Source organism: Agrobacterium sp. 22-3639C2, assembly GCF_053522105.1.
This window is the reverse complement of record NZ_JBNWDB010000001.1, coordinates 998,276-1,014,115: the sequence shown is the minus strand read 5'-3', so window position 1 is coordinate 1,014,115 and position 15,840 is coordinate 998,276. Positions and strand designations below refer to the sequence as shown.

The 15,840-nt window shown below is 58.9% G+C and carries 12 protein-coding genes; 10 read left to right on the top strand and 2 right to left on the bottom strand.

All coding sequences use genetic code 11. The features are described from left to right. Positions 1–170 precede the first annotated feature (170 nt). Positions 171–1,013, top strand: coding sequence for a GGDEF domain-containing protein (locus ACQZ6D_RS05065; protein ID WP_236768928.1), 843 nt, complete (start codon positions 171–173; stop codon positions 1,011–1,013). Between the two features lie 69 nt (positions 1,014–1,082). Here the strand turns inward: ACQZ6D_RS05065 and ACQZ6D_RS05060 are convergent, their stop codons facing one another. Then, positions 1,083–2,387 carry an MFS transporter gene (locus ACQZ6D_RS05060; RefSeq protein ID WP_003513212.1) on the bottom strand — a complete coding sequence of 435 codons (1,305 nt, stop codon included), beginning with the start codon at positions 2,385–2,387 and terminating at the stop codon, positions 1,083–1,085. 542 nt (positions 2,388–2,929) lie between these two features. Between ACQZ6D_RS05060 and ACQZ6D_RS05055 the strand changes: the two genes are divergently transcribed. From ACQZ6D_RS05055 to recN, 7 genes are all read left to right on the top strand, one after another. After that, a complete protein-coding gene (locus tag ACQZ6D_RS05055; protein WP_003513211.1) occupies positions 2,930–3,856 on the top strand; it encodes a D-alanine--D-alanine ligase in 927 nt (308 codons plus the stop codon). Next, positions 3,844–4,776, top strand: coding sequence for a cell division protein FtsQ/DivIB (locus ACQZ6D_RS05050; RefSeq protein ID WP_003513210.1), 933 nt, complete (start codon positions 3,844–3,846; stop codon positions 4,774–4,776). The genes ACQZ6D_RS05055 and ACQZ6D_RS05050 overlap by 13 nt, the downstream gene beginning before the upstream one ends. Next, the gene (ftsA, locus tag ACQZ6D_RS05045) at positions 4,773–6,104 is read left to right on the top strand and encodes a cell division protein FtsA (RefSeq protein WP_003513208.1); all 1,332 of its coding nucleotides are present in this window, start codon (positions 4,773–4,775) and stop codon (positions 6,102–6,104) included. The genes ACQZ6D_RS05050 and ftsA overlap by 4 nt, the downstream gene beginning before the upstream one ends. Positions 6,105–6,196: 92 nt before the next feature. Continuing rightward, complete coding sequence (gene ftsZ, locus ACQZ6D_RS05040) at positions 6,197–7,942, top strand: cell division protein FtsZ (RefSeq protein ID WP_003513206.1); 1,746 nt, start codon at positions 6,197–6,199, stop codon at positions 7,940–7,942. A gap of 271 nt (positions 7,943–8,213) precedes the next feature. After that, positions 8,214–9,170: a UDP-3-O-acyl-N-acetylglucosamine deacetylase gene (gene lpxC, locus ACQZ6D_RS05035; protein WP_003513204.1), complete on the top strand. Its 957-nt coding sequence runs from the start codon at positions 8,214–8,216 to the stop codon at positions 9,168–9,170. Positions 9,171–9,406: 236 nt separating this feature from the next. Further along, a complete protein-coding gene (locus ACQZ6D_RS05030) occupies positions 9,407–10,273 on the top strand; it encodes an outer membrane protein assembly factor BamD (protein ID WP_003513201.1) in 867 nt (288 codons plus the stop codon). A gap of 15 nt (positions 10,274–10,288) precedes the next feature. Further along, positions 10,289–11,962, top strand: a complete 1,674-nt coding sequence (gene recN / locus ACQZ6D_RS05025; protein ID WP_112290509.1) for a DNA repair protein RecN — start codon at positions 10,289–10,291, stop codon at positions 11,960–11,962. Here recN and ACQZ6D_RS05020 read toward each other — a convergent pair. Beyond that, on the bottom strand, positions 11,959–12,573 hold the full coding sequence (locus ACQZ6D_RS05020) for a LysE family translocator (RefSeq protein ID WP_448729632.1): 615 nt from the start codon (positions 12,571–12,573) through the stop codon (positions 11,959–11,961). The two genes, recN and ACQZ6D_RS05020, sit on opposite strands and share 4 nt — an antisense overlap. 130 nt (positions 12,574–12,703) lie before the next feature. Between ACQZ6D_RS05020 and ligA the strand changes: the two genes are divergently transcribed. Continuing rightward, the gene (ligA, locus tag ACQZ6D_RS05015) at positions 12,704–14,878 is read left to right on the top strand and encodes an NAD-dependent DNA ligase LigA (RefSeq protein ID WP_111783556.1); all 2,175 of its coding nucleotides are present in this window, start codon (positions 12,704–12,706) and stop codon (positions 14,876–14,878) included. Positions 14,879–14,942: 64 nt separating this feature from the next. Beyond that, positions 14,943–15,836 carry an aminoglycoside phosphotransferase family protein gene (locus ACQZ6D_RS05010; RefSeq protein ID WP_111783555.1) on the top strand — a complete coding sequence of 298 codons (894 nt, stop codon included), beginning with the start codon at positions 14,943–14,945 and terminating at the stop codon, positions 15,834–15,836. The last annotated feature ends 4 nt before the right edge of the window (positions 15,837–15,840 follow it).

Below are 15,840 nucleotides of genomic sequence, written 5' to 3'. Positions count from 1 at the left end.
AACTGCGTTAGCCGTTTCATATCTCTCCTGGCAGCACCAAGCGGCCAGGAGTTTTTGTTTCATATCATCCTTGGCGAAGGGTAACGGTCGATCAATAGTTTTTATCTATAAGCAGTATTTAGATTACGGGAGAGGCAGCGTTGCGCCGCTCTACTGCTTGGGTGATATTTATGAGCATTTTCATTGCCGATCGCGTAAGCGGACAGCTGTCACGTTTTTTAAGCGAACTCGTCGCGATAACGACATTCACCGTGGCGACACCGGATGGATGGCGTCGGCTTGACCCGGTACAGTCATCATTTCGATTGGCTTGCCTGATCGCTTCCATAGCCGCCGTTATCTGTGTCGTTGCGATCCTGACGATGGCGCAGTTGGACCTAGTCTCGGACTTGAGCAATGGGCTCACAATCGGCCTGGTCCTTAGTACGACAATCTCTTTCACCGTCGGTTTTTTAATTTGCTGGCTCAATGCGAGGCAGATGCAGTTACTGATCCAGTCACACGAGCGTTTTGCGCAGCTCAGCCAGACTGATGCTCTGACAGGTCTTCACAACCGGCTAGGTCTTTATTCGAATTGCGTTCATCTGAGCACGCCGTATTGCGTCGCATTTATCGACATTGATCATTTTAAGTCCGTGAATGACAGGTACGGCCATTTGGCTGGTGACATGGTTATCTCCAGTGTTGCCAAGACAATTCGGGAAGGTTTCGATGAAGCCGCTCATGTGGCGCGGATGGGCGGTGAAGAGTTTGTCGTCGTCCACACCCTTGCCCCGGACCGGTTCCTGGAACAGTGCGAAGGCGTCCGTGAGAAGATCGCGACGACAACGGTTCATTTTCAGGATTTGCAGATCAGTACCACCATCTCGATAGGTGTGGCCTTGCGCGGGAACAGGGAGATTTTCGAGAAGGTCATGCACAGTGCGGATATGGCGCTCTACGAGGCGAAACGTGGCGGGCGTAATCGCATCTGTTCGTCGGGCGCGAAAGGTGGCCGTCAAATTATCGCTTGAGGATCATCACAGACGAAAAAAGGCCGCGAAAGGTGATTTCGCGGCCTCGATCTTTTAGTGGCCTGACGCTCAGACTTCATCCTTGCGGGACAGAAGAATGCAGGCGAGCGTGATGAGGGCGGATACGCAGAGGTAATATCCGACATATCCCATGCCGTAATTCACCTGCAGCCATGTGGCGATGTAGGGTGCCAGCGATGCGCCGAAGATGCCGGCCATGTTGAAGGTGATGGACGAGCCGGTGTAGCGCACCCTTGTCGGGAAGGGGGCGGCAAGCGCCGTTCCAATCAGGCCGTAGGTCATGCCCATCAGCGTCATCGCAAGGGCCGCGAAGATGAAGATCGAGCCTTCGCCGCCTGTCATCAGGGTAGGAAGCAGGAACGAGAACAGGCCGATCAGCACCGTCGTCAGGATCAGTATTTCGCGACGGCCGAAGCGCTCAGCGAGCTTGCCGGCAATCGGGATGAAGATGCCGAAAACGATGGAGCCCATGATTTGCACTTCGAGTGCGTCCAGGAACGGGATTTTCAGAACCTTGACGTTGTAGGACAGCAGATAGGCGGTACCGATATAGAACAGCACGAAGGTAGCCAGCGCCACGAAAGTGCCGAGCGCGAGGCTGCGCTTGTGGTTGCGGAACAGTTCCACGACCGGCACGGCAACACGTTCTTCCTTTTCGATTGCCTTCTGGAAGGCAGGCGTTTCGGTGATCGACAGACGAACCCACATGCCAACCGCGATCAGGATGATCGAAGCGACGAAGGGAATGCGCCAGCCCCAGCTCAGAAGCGCTTCCTGCGACATGAAGTGCAGCAAGATCCAGAAGACGCCGGAGGAGAGGAACAGACCGACGGGCGCGCCGAGCTGCGGAAACATCCCGTACCAGCTGCGCTTGCCGGGAGGAGCGTTTTCCGTGGCCAGCAGGACCGCGCCACCCCATTCTCCGCCAAGACCGAAGCCCTGACCGAAGCGGCAAAGCGCCAGCAACAGAGGTGCCAGAACACCGGCTGTCTCATAGGACGGCAGAAGGCCGATCACGACCGTCGATACGCCCATGGTCAGCAGAGCGGCGACAAGCGTAGCTTTACGGCCGACGCGGTCACCATAATGGCCGAAAACGACGGCGCCGAGCGGGCGGGCGAAAAAGGCGATGGAGAAGGTGGCGAAGGATGCCAGAAGTGCCGTCATCGGATCATTGTTCGGGAAGAACAATGTCGGAAACACGAGCACTGCGGCCGTGGCGTAAACGTAAAAATCGAAAAACTCGATGGTCGTGCCGACCAGGCTGGCAGTGAGAACTCGTGCAGGCGAATTTGTCTTTACAACGTTCGAATTGCCAGCTGTCGGCGATACCGGAGATATCGCGTCAGTCATGGTTTTGGTCCCATTTTTGGATGATTGCATGTCATGCCTTGGGAGGCATTGACTGCGTTAACGCAATTTTTGTTCTTTTGGAATGCTAAAAAAGAAATAATGCGGACAATGTGATCGGCTGGTGCGACAGGGACCGCAGCGTGTGCGAGGACGTAGTCTCAAGATTGAGAGACTGATTCAGGCGACGGATTTAAAACGCTGAAACGTCAGATAATTTTCGCTGGGGAAAAGCGTCATCTGTTAACGTTTTCGCCTTGTCTTTATCAGGGATAGAAGTGTGCGGCACCCTCGTTCTATTTCCGATCATTGAAAACCTGCATGTTGCAATCCGTCCAACTCTCTGATTCCAAGGAGGTAATTCGGATCGATGCTGATTCTTTAATGGAACTGGCATGTTGGGCGCGGCGGTTAACGAAAGTAAACGATTCATTAACCTTAATGGCGTTTAACTGATCTCAAGGATCATGTGCCAGAATCACCGTTCGTCAAATTCGGTTGGTTCCGGTGCGGATCGTAGCGGAGATTTGGTGTCAGAGGTATCGATGGGCGGCAAGCACGTAGCTGTTCTTTTGGGTGGGTTTTCGTCGGAGCGGCCGGTCAGCCTCTCGTCCGGGAACGCTTGCGCGCTCGCCCTTGAGGGCGAGGGGTACAAGGTCACCCGGGTCGATGTGGGGCGCGATATCGCCGCCGTACTCGGCGAGCTGCGCCCGGATGTCGCCTTCAATGCGCTGCATGGCCCCTTCGGTGAAGACGGCACCATTCAAGGCATTCTCGAATATCTCGCCATTCCCTATACCCATTCCGGCGTGCTCGCTTCTGCACTTGCCATGGACAAGGCGCAGGCCAAGAAAGTGGCTGCGGCTGCTGGCATTCCGGTGGCTGACGAACGCGTCATGAACCGGTTTGAATTCACCAGCGAACATCCGCTTGCGCCGCCCTACGTCGTGAAGCCGGTGCGCGAAGGCTCGAGCTTCGGTGTGGTGATCGTCAAGGAAGACCAGTCGCATCCGCCGCAAATCCTTACCTCGTCCGAATGGCGTTACGGCGATCACGTCATGGTCGAGCGTTACATCCATGGTCGCGAACTGACCTGCGGCGTGCTCGACGGCGAGGCGCTAGGAGTGACGGAAGTGGTGCCGCTGGGTCACAATTTCTATGATTATGACGCTAAATACGCAGCCGGTGGCTCAAAGCATGTCATTCCGGCAGAAATTTCACCAAAAATTTACCAAAAAATTCAAACACTGGCGGTTATGGCGCATCGGGCGATCGGGTGCCGTGGCGTAAGCCGTTCAGACTTTCGTTACGACGACCGCTTCTCAGAAGATGGCGAAGTTATCTGGCTTGAAGTGAATACGCAGCCGGGCATGACGCCGACCTCCCTGGTGCCGGAAATGGCGGCCCATGCTGGCCGCTCCTTTGGTAACCTTGTCAGCTGGATGGTGGAGGACGCTTCGTGTTTGCGGTGACCGGCAAAAAGTCGACGGCAAAAAAGCGCGAGCAATTCGTGGCGACGGCAAATGCCGACGATCGCAGGGTGCTGCCGCGTCCGCTGCGTCGTTTCGTGCGTTTCGGTGTCAGCCTTGCGACCGGACGCATCCACATTCCCGCCCATACCGGCACGATTTCGGCTGTTGCCTTTTACGCGGTGATCGGGCTTTACGGCATGTCGCTTGGCGGACATACGAATATCGTCACCCAGACCACGACCTCGGCCGCCGGTTTTGCGGTTGAGGACGTCAAGGTATCCGGCAATTTGCAGACATCGGAAATCGAAGTCTTCCAGCTTCTCGGCCTTGACGGCAGCACCTCCCTGATTGCGCTTGATATCGATGCGGCACGCCGCAAGCTCGTCCAGCTTCCCTGGGTCGAAGATGTTGATATCCGCAAGGTCTACCCGAAGACGGTTGAGGTTCGCCTGAAGGAGCGTGAAGCTTTCGGCATCTGGCAGCATGGCACGGAACTGTCGCTGATCGAAAAAAGCGGCAGCGTGATCGCGCCGCTGCGTGACAATAAATTTGCCGCCCTGCCGCTGTTCGTCGGACGCGACGCGGAAACGGGTGCTGCCGGTTTCGTAGCGCAACTGGCCGATTGGCCGGAAATTCGCAATCGCGTTCGCGCCTATGTTCGCATTGCCGGCCGCCGCTGGGATCTGCATCTCGACAACGGCATCGTCGTCAAGCTGCCGGAAGAGAACCTGCCGCAGGCACTGCAATTGCTGGCACGGCTCGATCTCGAGGAAAAGGTTCTGTCGCGTGATGTCGCTGCCGTCGATCTGCGTCTGACGGACCGCACCACGATCCAGTTGACCGAAGGTGCAGCAGAGCGCCGCCAGACGGCGGTAGATGCACGCACGAAGGCACTCAAGAAAGCGGAGAAGAACACATGAGCTTTTTTGGTTCTTCCCATTTCGGTCTGCCTCGCCTGAAGCCGCTGTCTTCCAAGCGCAGCCACATCGTCTCGGTGCTCGACATCGGCTCGACTAAGGTCGTTTGCATGATCGGACGGCTGACGCCGCGCCAGGAAAGCGAAATCCTGCCGGGTCGCACCCACAAAGTGGAAATCATCGGCATTGGTCACCAGCGCTCGCGCGGTGTGAAATCCGGCGTGATCGCCGATCTTGACGCGCTCGAAGGCGTGATCCGTCTTTCGGTGGATGCGGCCGAGCGCATGGCAGGCCTGACCGTCGACAGCCTGATCGTCAATGTCTCCGCCGGCCGGCTGGCAAGCGACATCTATACCGCGAGCATCGATCTCGGCGGACAGGAAGTGGAAGCAAGCGACCTGCGCAAGGTTCTGGTGGCGGCGAGCCAGCAGTCCATGCGTCAGGACCGGGCGATCCTGCATTCGCTGCCAACAGGCTATTCGCTGGATGGCGAGCGCGGCATTCGTGATCCGCTGTCGATGTATGGCGATCTTCTCGGTGTCGACATGCATGTGGTGACTGTCGAACGCACGGCGCTGAAGAACCTCGAGCTTTGCGTCAATCGTGCGCATCTTTCGGTCGAGGGCATGGTGGCGACGCCCTATGCCAGCGGTCTTGCGGCACTGGTCGATGACGAGGTCGAGCTTGGCTGTGCCGCCATCGACATGGGCGGCGGCACCACGACGATCTCGGTTTTCGCCGAAGGCCGTCTCATTCATACCGACGCGATCGGCCTTGGCGGTCATCACGTTACGACAGATCTTGCACGAGGCCTCTCGACACGAATCGAAGATGCGGAGAGACTGAAGGTGGTGCATGGTTCGGCTTTGCTGAATGGCGCGGATGAGCGCGACATGATTTCGATCCCGCCGATTGGCGAAGATGATCGCGATCAACCATCGCAAGTTTCAAGGGCACTTGTTACCCGCATCGTGCGGGCGCGTATCGAAGAGACGCTGGAATTGATCCGTGATCGTATCCAGAAGTCCGGCTTCAGCCCCATCGTCGGCAAACGTGTTGTCCTGACGGGCGGCGCGAGCCAGCTGACGGGGCTGCCGGAAACGGCACGGCGCATTCTTGCCCGCAACGTTCGTATCGGCCGCCCCATGGGGGTTGCGGGTCTTCCGGTTGCGGCAAAGGGACCGGCATTTTCAACCGCATGCGGACTGATGATCTATCCGCAGGTGGCGGACATCGAAATTCATGCGGCGCAAGGCGGAATGTTCTCGCCGTTTGGTACGGGTAGCGGCCGGATAGCCCGGGTAGGGCAATGGCTGAAAGAGAGTTTCTGAGTAGCCTCGTGGCGTGAGCCTGAGGTTTCCAAGTTGAGTTTTCAAGAATCGGCCAGCGGGGCGATGCGGCCAGAGAAAGAAGGAATGGTAAAATGACGATACAGCTGCAAAAGCCTGATATCACCGAGCTGAAGCCACGCATCACTGTTTTCGGTGTGGGCGGCGGTGGCGGTAACGCTGTCAACAACATGATCACGGCTGGCCTCCAGGGTGTCGATTTCGTCGTCGCCAACACGGATGCACAGGCTCTGACCATGACGAAGGCAGACCGGGTCATCCAGCTCGGCGTCAACGTCACCGAGGGTCTCGGTGCCGGTTCCCAGCCGGAAGTCGGACGCGCCGCCGCTGAAGAATGCATCGATGAGATCATCGATCACCTGAACGGCACCCACATGTGCTTCGTCACTGCCGGCATGGGTGGTGGTACCGGCACCGGTGCTGCACCTGTCGTCGCACAGGCTGCCCGCAACAAGGGCATCCTGACGGTCGGCGTCGTTACCAAGCCTTTCCACTTCGAAGGCGGTCGCCGCATGCGTCTTGCCGAACAGGGCATCGAGGAACTGCAGAAGTCCGTCGATACGCTGATCGTCATTCCGAACCAGAACCTCTTCCGCATTGCCAACGACAAGACGACCTTTGCCGATGCCTTCGCCATGGCTGACCAGGTTCTCTATTCCGGCGTTGCCTGCATTACCGATCTGATGGTGAAGGAAGGTCTCATCAACCTCGACTTCGCTGACGTTCGCTCGGTCATGCGTGAAATGGGCCGCGCAATGATGGGTACTGGCGAAGCTTCCGGTCCGGGCCGTGCGATGCAGGCTGCGGAAGCGGCAATCGCCAACCCGCTGCTCGACGAAACCTCGATGAAGGGCGCACAGGGCCTCCTGATCTCCATCACCGGCGGTCGCGATCTTACCCTGTTCGAAGTAGACGAAGCGGCTACCCGTATTCGCGAAGAAGTCGATCCGGATGCGAACATCATCCTCGGCGCAACCTTCGACGAGGCACTTGAAGGTCTCATCCGCGTCTCCGTCGTCGCGACCGGCATCGACCGCGTTGCGGGCGTTGGCGAACAGAACGTTGCCGATATGCGCGCCGCAGCCGCCAAGCCGCTTATCCGTCCTTCCGCGGCCGTTGCTCCCGCTCCGGCCGCAGTTCAGCCTGCACAAGCAGTATCGCAGGCACCAAAGACCGTAGACCAGATCGCCCAGACCATCCGTTCGGCGGAAGCCGAAATGGAACGTGAACTTGGTTTCGCAGCACACCAGCAGCCCTCTCAGGATTTCCGTCCGCAGAGCAAGCTGTTTGCATCCGCTCCGGCTGAAGCACCGGCAGCTCTCCGTCCGGCCCAGCCGGTTCAGCAGGCTGCTCCGGCACCGGTTGCCCCGGCACCGGTCTATCACGCGCCGGAACAGGTTGCCGCTCCGCGTCTGCAGCAGCCGCAGGCTCCGGTCTATCAGGAGCAGGCTCCTGTTGCCCGCCAGCCCGAGCCTGTCCGCATGCCGAAGGTTGAAGACTTTCCGCCGGTCGTGAAGGCCGAGATGGATCACCGTGCCCACGCAGCTCCTGCAGCCCAGGAAGAGCGTGGTCCGATGGGTCTTCTGAAGCGCATCACCAACTCGCTTGGCCGACGCGAAGAGGAAGAAGTTCCTTCCGAAATGATGGATGCGCCGAGCATGGCGCCGCAGCAGCGCCGCGCACTTTCGCCGGAAGCCAGCCTCTACGCTCCGCGTCGTGGCCAGCTTGACGATCACGGTCGTGCGACGCCTTCTTCGGCAAGCCACCATGACGACGACCAGCTGGAAATTCCGGCCTTCCTGCGTCGCCAGTCCAACTAACAGCGATTCCGTTCGCCTCTCCAAACGCCCGGGTCACACGACCCGGGCGTTTTGTTTTATTGTGCGTTATTAACAGTAAATTAATTCATCTTTTCAATGGCTTGTGCGTGTAACAATCCGAAACGAACAGTGATTTGTCCTGGCACTTTCATGTGCGTATGTATGAGGCTGGGTAAGGGAAAACATTGACCTCGCCGGTTGTTGAAACCGGCTTGAAAAACTTGAACGGCGCTGAATATACGGCGCGGTTTTCAAAACAAGGCATATACGCATGACTATCGGACTGCTCGGATTTCAGACGACTATCGCAAATGCTGTTCAGCTCAAGGGCATTGGCGTGCATTCCGGCAATCCGGCTTCGATGACGTTCCAGCCCGCAGAAGCAGGAACGGGCATCGTGTTTCAGCGCCTTCATGAAAATGGCAGCGTAACCGAGTTGAAGGCGGTGTCTTCCAATGTCGGCAATACCGATCTGTGCACCGTGCTCGGCCGCTCGCTATCCCAGTCAGTGGCAACGGTCGAGCACGTCATGGCTGCCATCTACGCCATGGGCCTCGATAACCTCGTCGTTGAGGTCGACGGTCCGGAAGTGCCGATCATGGACGGCAGCTCTGCGCCATTTATCGATGCGATCGAATCGGCTGGCATCAAGAACCTTGGTGTGAAGCGCCGCTATATCCGCGTCATCAAGCCGGTGCGCATCGATTCGGGTGCGTCCTGGGCGGAGTTCCGCCCTTACGACGGCACGCGGTTCGAGGTCGATATCGACTTCGACACGCCGCTAATCGGCAAGCAGTCCTGGAAGGGCGACCTGACGGCGGATACGTTCAAGAACGAGCTTTCGCGCGCCCGCACCTTCGGCTTCATGCGTGACGTGGAGCGCCTGTGGGCTGCTGGTTACGCACTCGGCTCCTCGCTTGAAAACTCTGTTGTCATCTCCGATGACAACAGCGTCATCAACATGGAAGGCCTGCGTTATGCCAAGGACGAATTCGTTCGCCATAAGACGCTGGACGCCGTGGGCGACCTGGCACTTGCCGGTGCGCAGTTCATCGGTTGCTATCGCTCCTATCGCGGCGGCCACAAGGTCAATGCCAACGCGCTGAAGGCTTTGCTGAGCGACCGCTCGGCCTATGAGATCGTGGAGGCTCCGGCCGCCCGCAACCAGGTACGTGCCCGCGAATTCGTTCCGGTCAACATGCCGGAATTTGCACCCTGGTCCGCTTGAGTTTGTTTGCAGGCTATTGATTGACAGGAAAAGCCGCTCCGTTTCGGGGCGGCTTTTTCACGATGAGGGGCGGGATGTTTTGTCATACCGCCTGATATTCATGCGATTGCATGGGCCGATGCCATAAAAATGCGTTAATGCATCATCATTGCGTTGCCCTGCAGATGCTTTTATGGCTAGAAACGCCAGTGCAAAGCCGATGCTTATGTATTTGCGCGGGAAGTGGGAACTGTCGAATGAAGCATGTAGGGTCTGGTGCAATGAAGGGTACGATGCGGGGGATCGCCGTTTCGTTGATGTTGGTCGGTGCGAGTGTTGCCGTCACGGCCTGCCAGTCCGATCCGGATATCGACATTACCAAGCTCGGCGTCGAGACCGATCCGCCAGACGTTCTGTACAAGCAGGGGCTTGCCAACATGAACGCCGGCAACATGACGGAGGCCTCGCGCAAGTTCGAGGCGATCGACAAGCAATATCCCTTCACCGAATGGGGCCAGAAGGCGCTTGTGATGCAGACCTTCATCGCCACGCGCACCAACAAGAACGACGTGGCCATCGCGTCGGGCAGCCGCTTCCTGCGCCAATATCCGCGCTCCAAGGATGCCGCCTACGTTCAGTACATGATCGGTCTTGCCTATTCGAAGCAGATTTCCGACGTGACGCAGGACCAGCGCGCCGCGCAGCGCACGGTCGAGGCGATGAGCAAGGTGGTCAACGACTACCCTGATTCGGAATATGTCGCTGACGCGCAGGCCAAAATCCGTTTCGCCCGCGACCAGCTCGCTGGCCGCGAAATGCAGGTCGGCCGTTATTACCTTGAGCGCAAGGAATATCTCGCCGCCGTTTCGCGTTTCCGTATCGTCGTCGAGCAATACCAGAACACCAACCAGATCGAGGAAGCGCTGGCCCGTTTGACGGAATCCTATTATGCGATGGGTCTTTCCGACGAGGCGCAGACTGCTGCCGCCGTTCTCGGCAACAACTATCCCGACAGCCAATGGTATGCGGATTCCTACAAGCTGCTGAAGGGCGGTGGGTTGGAGCCGCGTGAAAACAAGGGGTCCTGGATTTCGCGCGCCGGCAAGAAGCTTATCGGCGCCTGAGACAGGGCATAGGCCATGCTGGTCCAGCTCTCGATTCGTGACATCGTTCTGATTGAAAGGCTCGACCTCGGCTTTGAGGCGGGCCTTTCCGTGTTGACGGGTGAGACGGGCGCGGGCAAATCCATTCTGCTTGACAGCCTGTCGCTGGCCCTCGGCGGCCGCGGCGATGGCGGTCTGGTGCGCCACGGGGAAGAGAAGGGGCAGGTCACTGCCACTTTCGAAGTTCCGAACAGCCACCCCACACGGCATCTCCTGCGCGAAAACGGTCTGGATGACGATGGCGACCTGATTTTCCGCCGCGTGCAATCCGCAGACGGACGCACCAAGGCCTATATCAACGATCAGGCCATCAGCGTGCAGATGATGCGTCAGCTGGGGCAGCTACTGGTCGAAATTCACGGCCAGCACGACGACCGCGCCCTTGTCGATACCGATGCCCACCGTACGCTGCTGGATGCTTTTGCCGGGCTGAGCGAAGATGCCCGTGCCGTTCAGGGTTTCTACCGCACATGGAAGGACGCCGAGCGGGCATTGAAAACCCATCGTGCCAAGGTTGAGGCTGCTGCCCGAGAGGCGGACTATCTGCGTTCCTCCGTCGAGGAGCTTGAGGTGCTCTCGCCGCGCGACGGCGAGGAGGAGGAGCTTGCCGAACGTCGGGCGGTGATGCAGAAATCCGAACGTATTGCCGGTGATATCGCCGAAGCGAGCGAGTTCCTGAACGGCAACGCCTCGCCAGTGCCCATGATCGCATCCATGATGCGGCGCCTGGAACGCAAGAGCCACGAGGCGCCGGGATTGCTGGAAGACACTGTGCAATTGCTGGATGCCGCGCTCGACAGCCTTTCCAACGCGCAGATGGAAGTGGAAGCCGCACTTCGCCGCACCGAGTTCGATCCACGCGAGCTGGAGCGGGTGGAGGAACGGCTGTTTGCGCTACGCGCCGCCGGACGCAAATATAATGTCGCGGTGCCTGATCTACCGGCGCTTGCGGAAAAAATGGTCGCGGATCTCGCCGACCTCGATGCGGGCGAAGAAAAGCTCGGCAAACTTGAAGCCAATCTCGGCGTTGTGAAAGCCGATTTCGACCACGCGGCCAAATCGCTTTCCGAAAAACGCCGCAATGCGGCAAATGCGCTTTCCGAAGCTGTCATGGCTGAGCTTCCGGCGCTCAAGCTGGAGCGGGCACGTTTTACCGTCGAAGTCAGCTCCGACCCGGAGCAAGCGACGGCTGACGGTATCGACATCGTGGAATTCCACGTTCAGACCAATCCTGGAACGCGGCCCGGCCCGATCATGAAAGTCGCTTCTGGCGGCGAATTGTCCCGTTTCCTGCTGGCGCTTAAAGTCGCGCTGGCTGATCGTGGATCGGCACCGACACTGGTGTTCGACGAAATCGACACGGGCGTTGGCGGCGCTGTGGCAGATGCCATTGGCCAGAGGCTGCGTCGTCTGTCGAAAACCGTGCAGGTTCTGTCCGTCACCCACGCGCCCCAGGTGGCCGCGCGGGCGGCCACACATCTTCTCATTTCCAAAGGCCCCTCCGGCGACGGCACCGAGCGCATCGCCACGCGTGTCGCTACCATGGAGCCGAAACATCGCACCGAAGAAATCGCCCGCATGCTTGCCGGTGCCTCGGTGACAGATGAGGCGAGGGCTGCCGCCGCCCGCCTGCTTGCCGCCAAGGATTAACGGCTGACGGCCACCGCCACGCCGGAGCCGATCATGACGCCGCCCGCCGCCCGGTTCACCCTGCGGACGATTCTTGGCTCACGAAGCAGCTTTCTTGCCCGCACAGCCAGAACCACATGAGCGCCGATCACAACCGCCTCCACCACGACGATGACGGATGCCAGCGCCAGAAGGTGATCGACCGTCAGCGAGGCGCCGACAACGTTCGGTAACAATGCCACGTAAAAGAGCGGCATTTTCGGATTTCCGAGATTGAGCGCGGTTCCCGTGGCGAATATCGAAAGAAGGCTATGGCGGCCATTCATGGGTTGCAGACCGGGAACCACAGGTTCCGCTGTCCAGAGTTTGAATCCCATCCAGACGAGATAGGCCGCGCCACCATAGCGCAGCACCGCCATCACCGTTCCCATTTCGGCGGCGAGGATCGACAGGCCGAAGGCCGCAAGCGTGAGGAATATCAATATTCCTGCAACGGTTCCGGCCCCATAGGCGAGGCCGGAGGCGGCACCATGGGTGATGGTGCGGGCGACGATCGTCATATTGTCAGGGCCGGGGCTGGCCGCGAACACGAAGAAGGCTGCTGCAAAGGCAATGAGGGTGGTGAGTTCCATGGGGGCTCCGGCTTCTGTTTCATCCGGATGCTCAGAATAGCGGATTCCCGCCTGTTGAAAAGCGAGGATGGTTTTGCGTTTGCCAATAATTCGCTAAAAGCATTGCAGATTCATCCGTGAGGCTTCTTCCATGTCGAAAGACCAGATTCCCGTCGAAAACCTGACCGAGCTTGAGGCCTCTTCCGAGCTGGCATTTCTGGCAGCCGAGCTTGCCCGCCACGATGCGCTTTATCATGGCAAGGACGCGCCGGAAATTTCGGACGCGGACTACGATGCGCTGAAGCGGCGCAACGATGCCATAGAGGCGGCTTTCCCGGCGCTGGTGCGGGCCGACAGCCCGTCGAAGAAAGTCGGCTTCACGCCGCTTCCCACCTTCGCGCCCATCGTGCATGCGCGGCCGATGCTTTCACTCGACAATACGTTTTCTGAAGGTGATCTGCGCGATTTCGTCAGTTCGGTTTACCGCTTCCTCGGGCACCTGCCGGATGGTTCGATTGCCTTTACCGCCGAGCCGAAGATCGACGGACTTTCCATGTCCATCCGCTACGAGAACGGCAAGCTGAAGACGGCAGCAACACGTGGCGACGGCACGACGGGCGAGAACGTCACCGCCAATATCAAGACCATCAAGGAAATTCCGAACGAGCTGCCTGCCGATGTACCCGATGTGGTGGAGGTGCGCGGCGAAGTCTATATGGCCAAGAGCGACTTCATGGCGCTCAATGCCCAGATGGAGGCCGATGGCAAGCAGACCTACGTGAACCCGCGCAACACGGCCTCCGGTTCGCTGCGCCAGCTTGACGCCAATGTGACGGCGAAACGCAAGCTGCGGTTCTTTGCCTATGCTCTTGGCGAGGTCTCCAATGGCGGCCAGCCGACGCGGATTGCCGACACGCAATATGGTATCGTCGAGAAATTCCGGGAATGGGGTTTCCCGGTCAATCCGCTGATGAAGCGATTCACCTCTGCCGAACAATTGCTTGAACATTATAATGAAATCGGCGTCGCGCGACCCGATCTCGATTACGATATCGACGGCGTGGTCTACAAGGTCGACCGGCTGGACCTTCAGGAACGGCTGGGTTTCCGTTCGCGCAGCCCGCGCTGGGCCACCGCACACAAGTTCCCGGCCGAACAGGCCTTCACCACGGTCGAGAACATTGAAATCCAGGTAGGGCGCACCGGCGCGCTGACACCGGTTGCGCGTCTCACCCCGATTACCGTCGGCGGCGTCGTCGTCACCAATGCGACGCTACACAATGCCGATTACATCGAGGGTATCGGCAATAGCGGCGAGCGCATTCGGCCCGAGGATCATGATATCCGCATTGGCGATACTGTCATCGTGCAGCGTGCAGGCGATGTCATTCCGCAGGTGCTGGATGTTCTTCTGGAGAAGCGACCGGCTGAGGCGGTGAAATATGCGTTTCCGGAGAAATGTCCTGTGTGCGGCAGCCATGCGGTGCGGGAGCGCAATGAAAAGACCGGCAAGCTCGATTCGGTCACGCGCTGCACCGGCGGTTTCGTCTGCCGGGCGCAGGCGGTCGAGCATCTGAAACATTTCGTTTCGCGCAATGCCTTCGATATCGAGGGGTTGGGTACCAAGCAGATCGATTTCTTCTTCGAAAGCGAGGATCCGGCCCTCTCCATCAAGACCGCGCCTGATATTTTCACGCTGAAGGCGCGGCAGGAGGCATCGCATCTTACCAAGCTCGAAAACATAGATGGCTTCGGCAAGGTCAGTGTCAAGAAACTGTTCGATGCCATCGATGCCCGCCGCGAGATCGATCTGCATCGGCTTATCTTCGCTCTCGGCATTCGTCATGTCGGTGAAACCACGGCGAAGCTTCTAGCGCGTTCCTATGGCACCTATGAGCATTTCGAGGAAGCCATGAAGGCGGCAGCCGACCCGGCGAGCGATGCCTGGGCCGAACTCAACAGTATCGATGGCATCGGCGAGGTCGTGGCGCGCGCCATCATCGAATTCTACAAGGAACCGCGCAATCTCGATGTCATCGACCGGCTGATACGGGAGCTGCGGCCGAAGGAGGCCGAGAAGCCCTCGACCGAAGGCAGCCCGGTAGCGGGCAAGACGGTGGTCTTTACGGGGTCTCTGGAAAAATTCACGCGCGACGAGGCCAAGGCCCGTGCGGAAAGTCTGGGCGCCAAGGTGGCCGGCTCCGTATCGAAGAAGACGGATATTCTGGTGGCCGGGCCGGGGGCAGGTTCCAAGCTTGCCAAGGCGGCGGAGCTGGGCGTTCAGACCATGGACGAGGACGAGTGGCTGGCGCTGATCGGTGGCTGAAGCACCGTCATCGCCTCGTTGTTTCGCGCCGCTATGGGTCTCATCCTGAAACGGGGGACGGGACATGGATGACCGCATCGTCATCTCTAGGCAGCAGGTGCGAGCGCTGATCGCAAGCCAGTTTCCGCAATGGGCGGAGCTTGATGTCAGGCCAGTGGAACTGAGCGGCTGGGATAATCGCAGCTTCCGCCTTGGTGATAATATGCTCGTTCGCCTGCCGAGCGCTGGCCGCTATGTGGCACAGGTGGAGAAGGAGCATCGCTGGCTGCCGAAGCTTGCGCCTCTTTTGCCTCTTCCGATCCCAAAGCCATTTGCGATTGGGGAGCCGGGACAAGATTATCCGTTTCCATGGTCCGTTTATGGCTGGCTTGATGGCGAGCCTCTCGCCCGGCATCTTGGGCATATAAATCTCGCAACAATAGCCGTCGACGTAGCAGCGTTTTTGAAATCCCTGCAGGGCATCGATGCGACGGATGGTCCGCTTGCGGGCGAGCAAAATTTCCACCGCGGTGGGTCGCTTGCGGTCTATGACGGCGAGGCGAGGGCGGCGACGTTGCGCCTCGCCGATGAGGTCGATCAGAGGCTGGCCATGGAAATATGGCAGCTTGCTCTTTCGAGCAGCTGGCAGGGCCAGGGCGTTTGGGTGCATGGCGATATTGCCGAAGGCAATCTGCTGGTGAGAGATGGCCGCCTCTCAGCCGTCATAGACTTCGGCAGTTCCGGCGTCGGAGACCCATCTTCCGATCTCATTCTGGCATGGAACGTGCTCGACGCCGAAAGCCGGAACGTCTTTCGCCAGGCGATGGATCTCGACAATGCCACATGGCAGCGCGGGCGCGGCTGGGCGCTGTGGAAGGCGTTGATCACGCTTGAGGCTCAACGTGGACGTGATGAGAAACTGGCCGAATGGTCACGTCGGACCATTCGGGAAGTGATTGCCGATCATTTGTCCGCCTGAAACA

Coding starts and splice junctions, on each gene's coding strand:
- ACQZ6D_RS05010 (WP_111783555.1), top strand. CDS start 14,943: ATGGATGACCGCATCGTCATCTCTAGGCAGCAGGTGCGAGCGCTGATC.
- ACQZ6D_RS05030 (WP_003513201.1), top strand. CDS start 9,407: ATGAAGCATGTAGGGTCTGGTGCAATGAAGGGTACGATGCGGGGGATC.
- recN (WP_112290509.1), top strand. CDS start 10,289: ATGCTGGTCCAGCTCTCGATTCGTGACATCGTTCTGATTGAAAGGCTC.
- ftsA (WP_003513208.1), top strand. CDS start 4,773: ATGAGCTTTTTTGGTTCTTCCCATTTCGGTCTGCCTCGCCTGAAGCCG.
- lpxC (WP_003513204.1), top strand. CDS start 8,214: ATGACTATCGGACTGCTCGGATTTCAGACGACTATCGCAAATGCTGTT.
- ACQZ6D_RS05020 (WP_448729632.1), bottom strand. CDS start 12,573: ATGGAACTCACCACCCTCATTGCCTTTGCAGCAGCCTTCTTCGTGTTC.
- ACQZ6D_RS05065 (WP_236768928.1), top strand. CDS start 171: ATGAGCATTTTCATTGCCGATCGCGTAAGCGGACAGCTGTCACGTTTT.
- ACQZ6D_RS05055 (WP_003513211.1), top strand. CDS start 2,930: ATGGGCGGCAAGCACGTAGCTGTTCTTTTGGGTGGGTTTTCGTCGGAG.
- ligA (WP_111783556.1), top strand. CDS start 12,704: ATGTCGAAAGACCAGATTCCCGTCGAAAACCTGACCGAGCTTGAGGCC.
- ACQZ6D_RS05060 (WP_003513212.1), bottom strand. CDS start 2,387: ATGACTGACGCGATATCTCCGGTATCGCCGACAGCTGGCAATTCGAAC.
- ftsZ (WP_003513206.1), top strand. CDS start 6,197: ATGACGATACAGCTGCAAAAGCCTGATATCACCGAGCTGAAGCCACGC.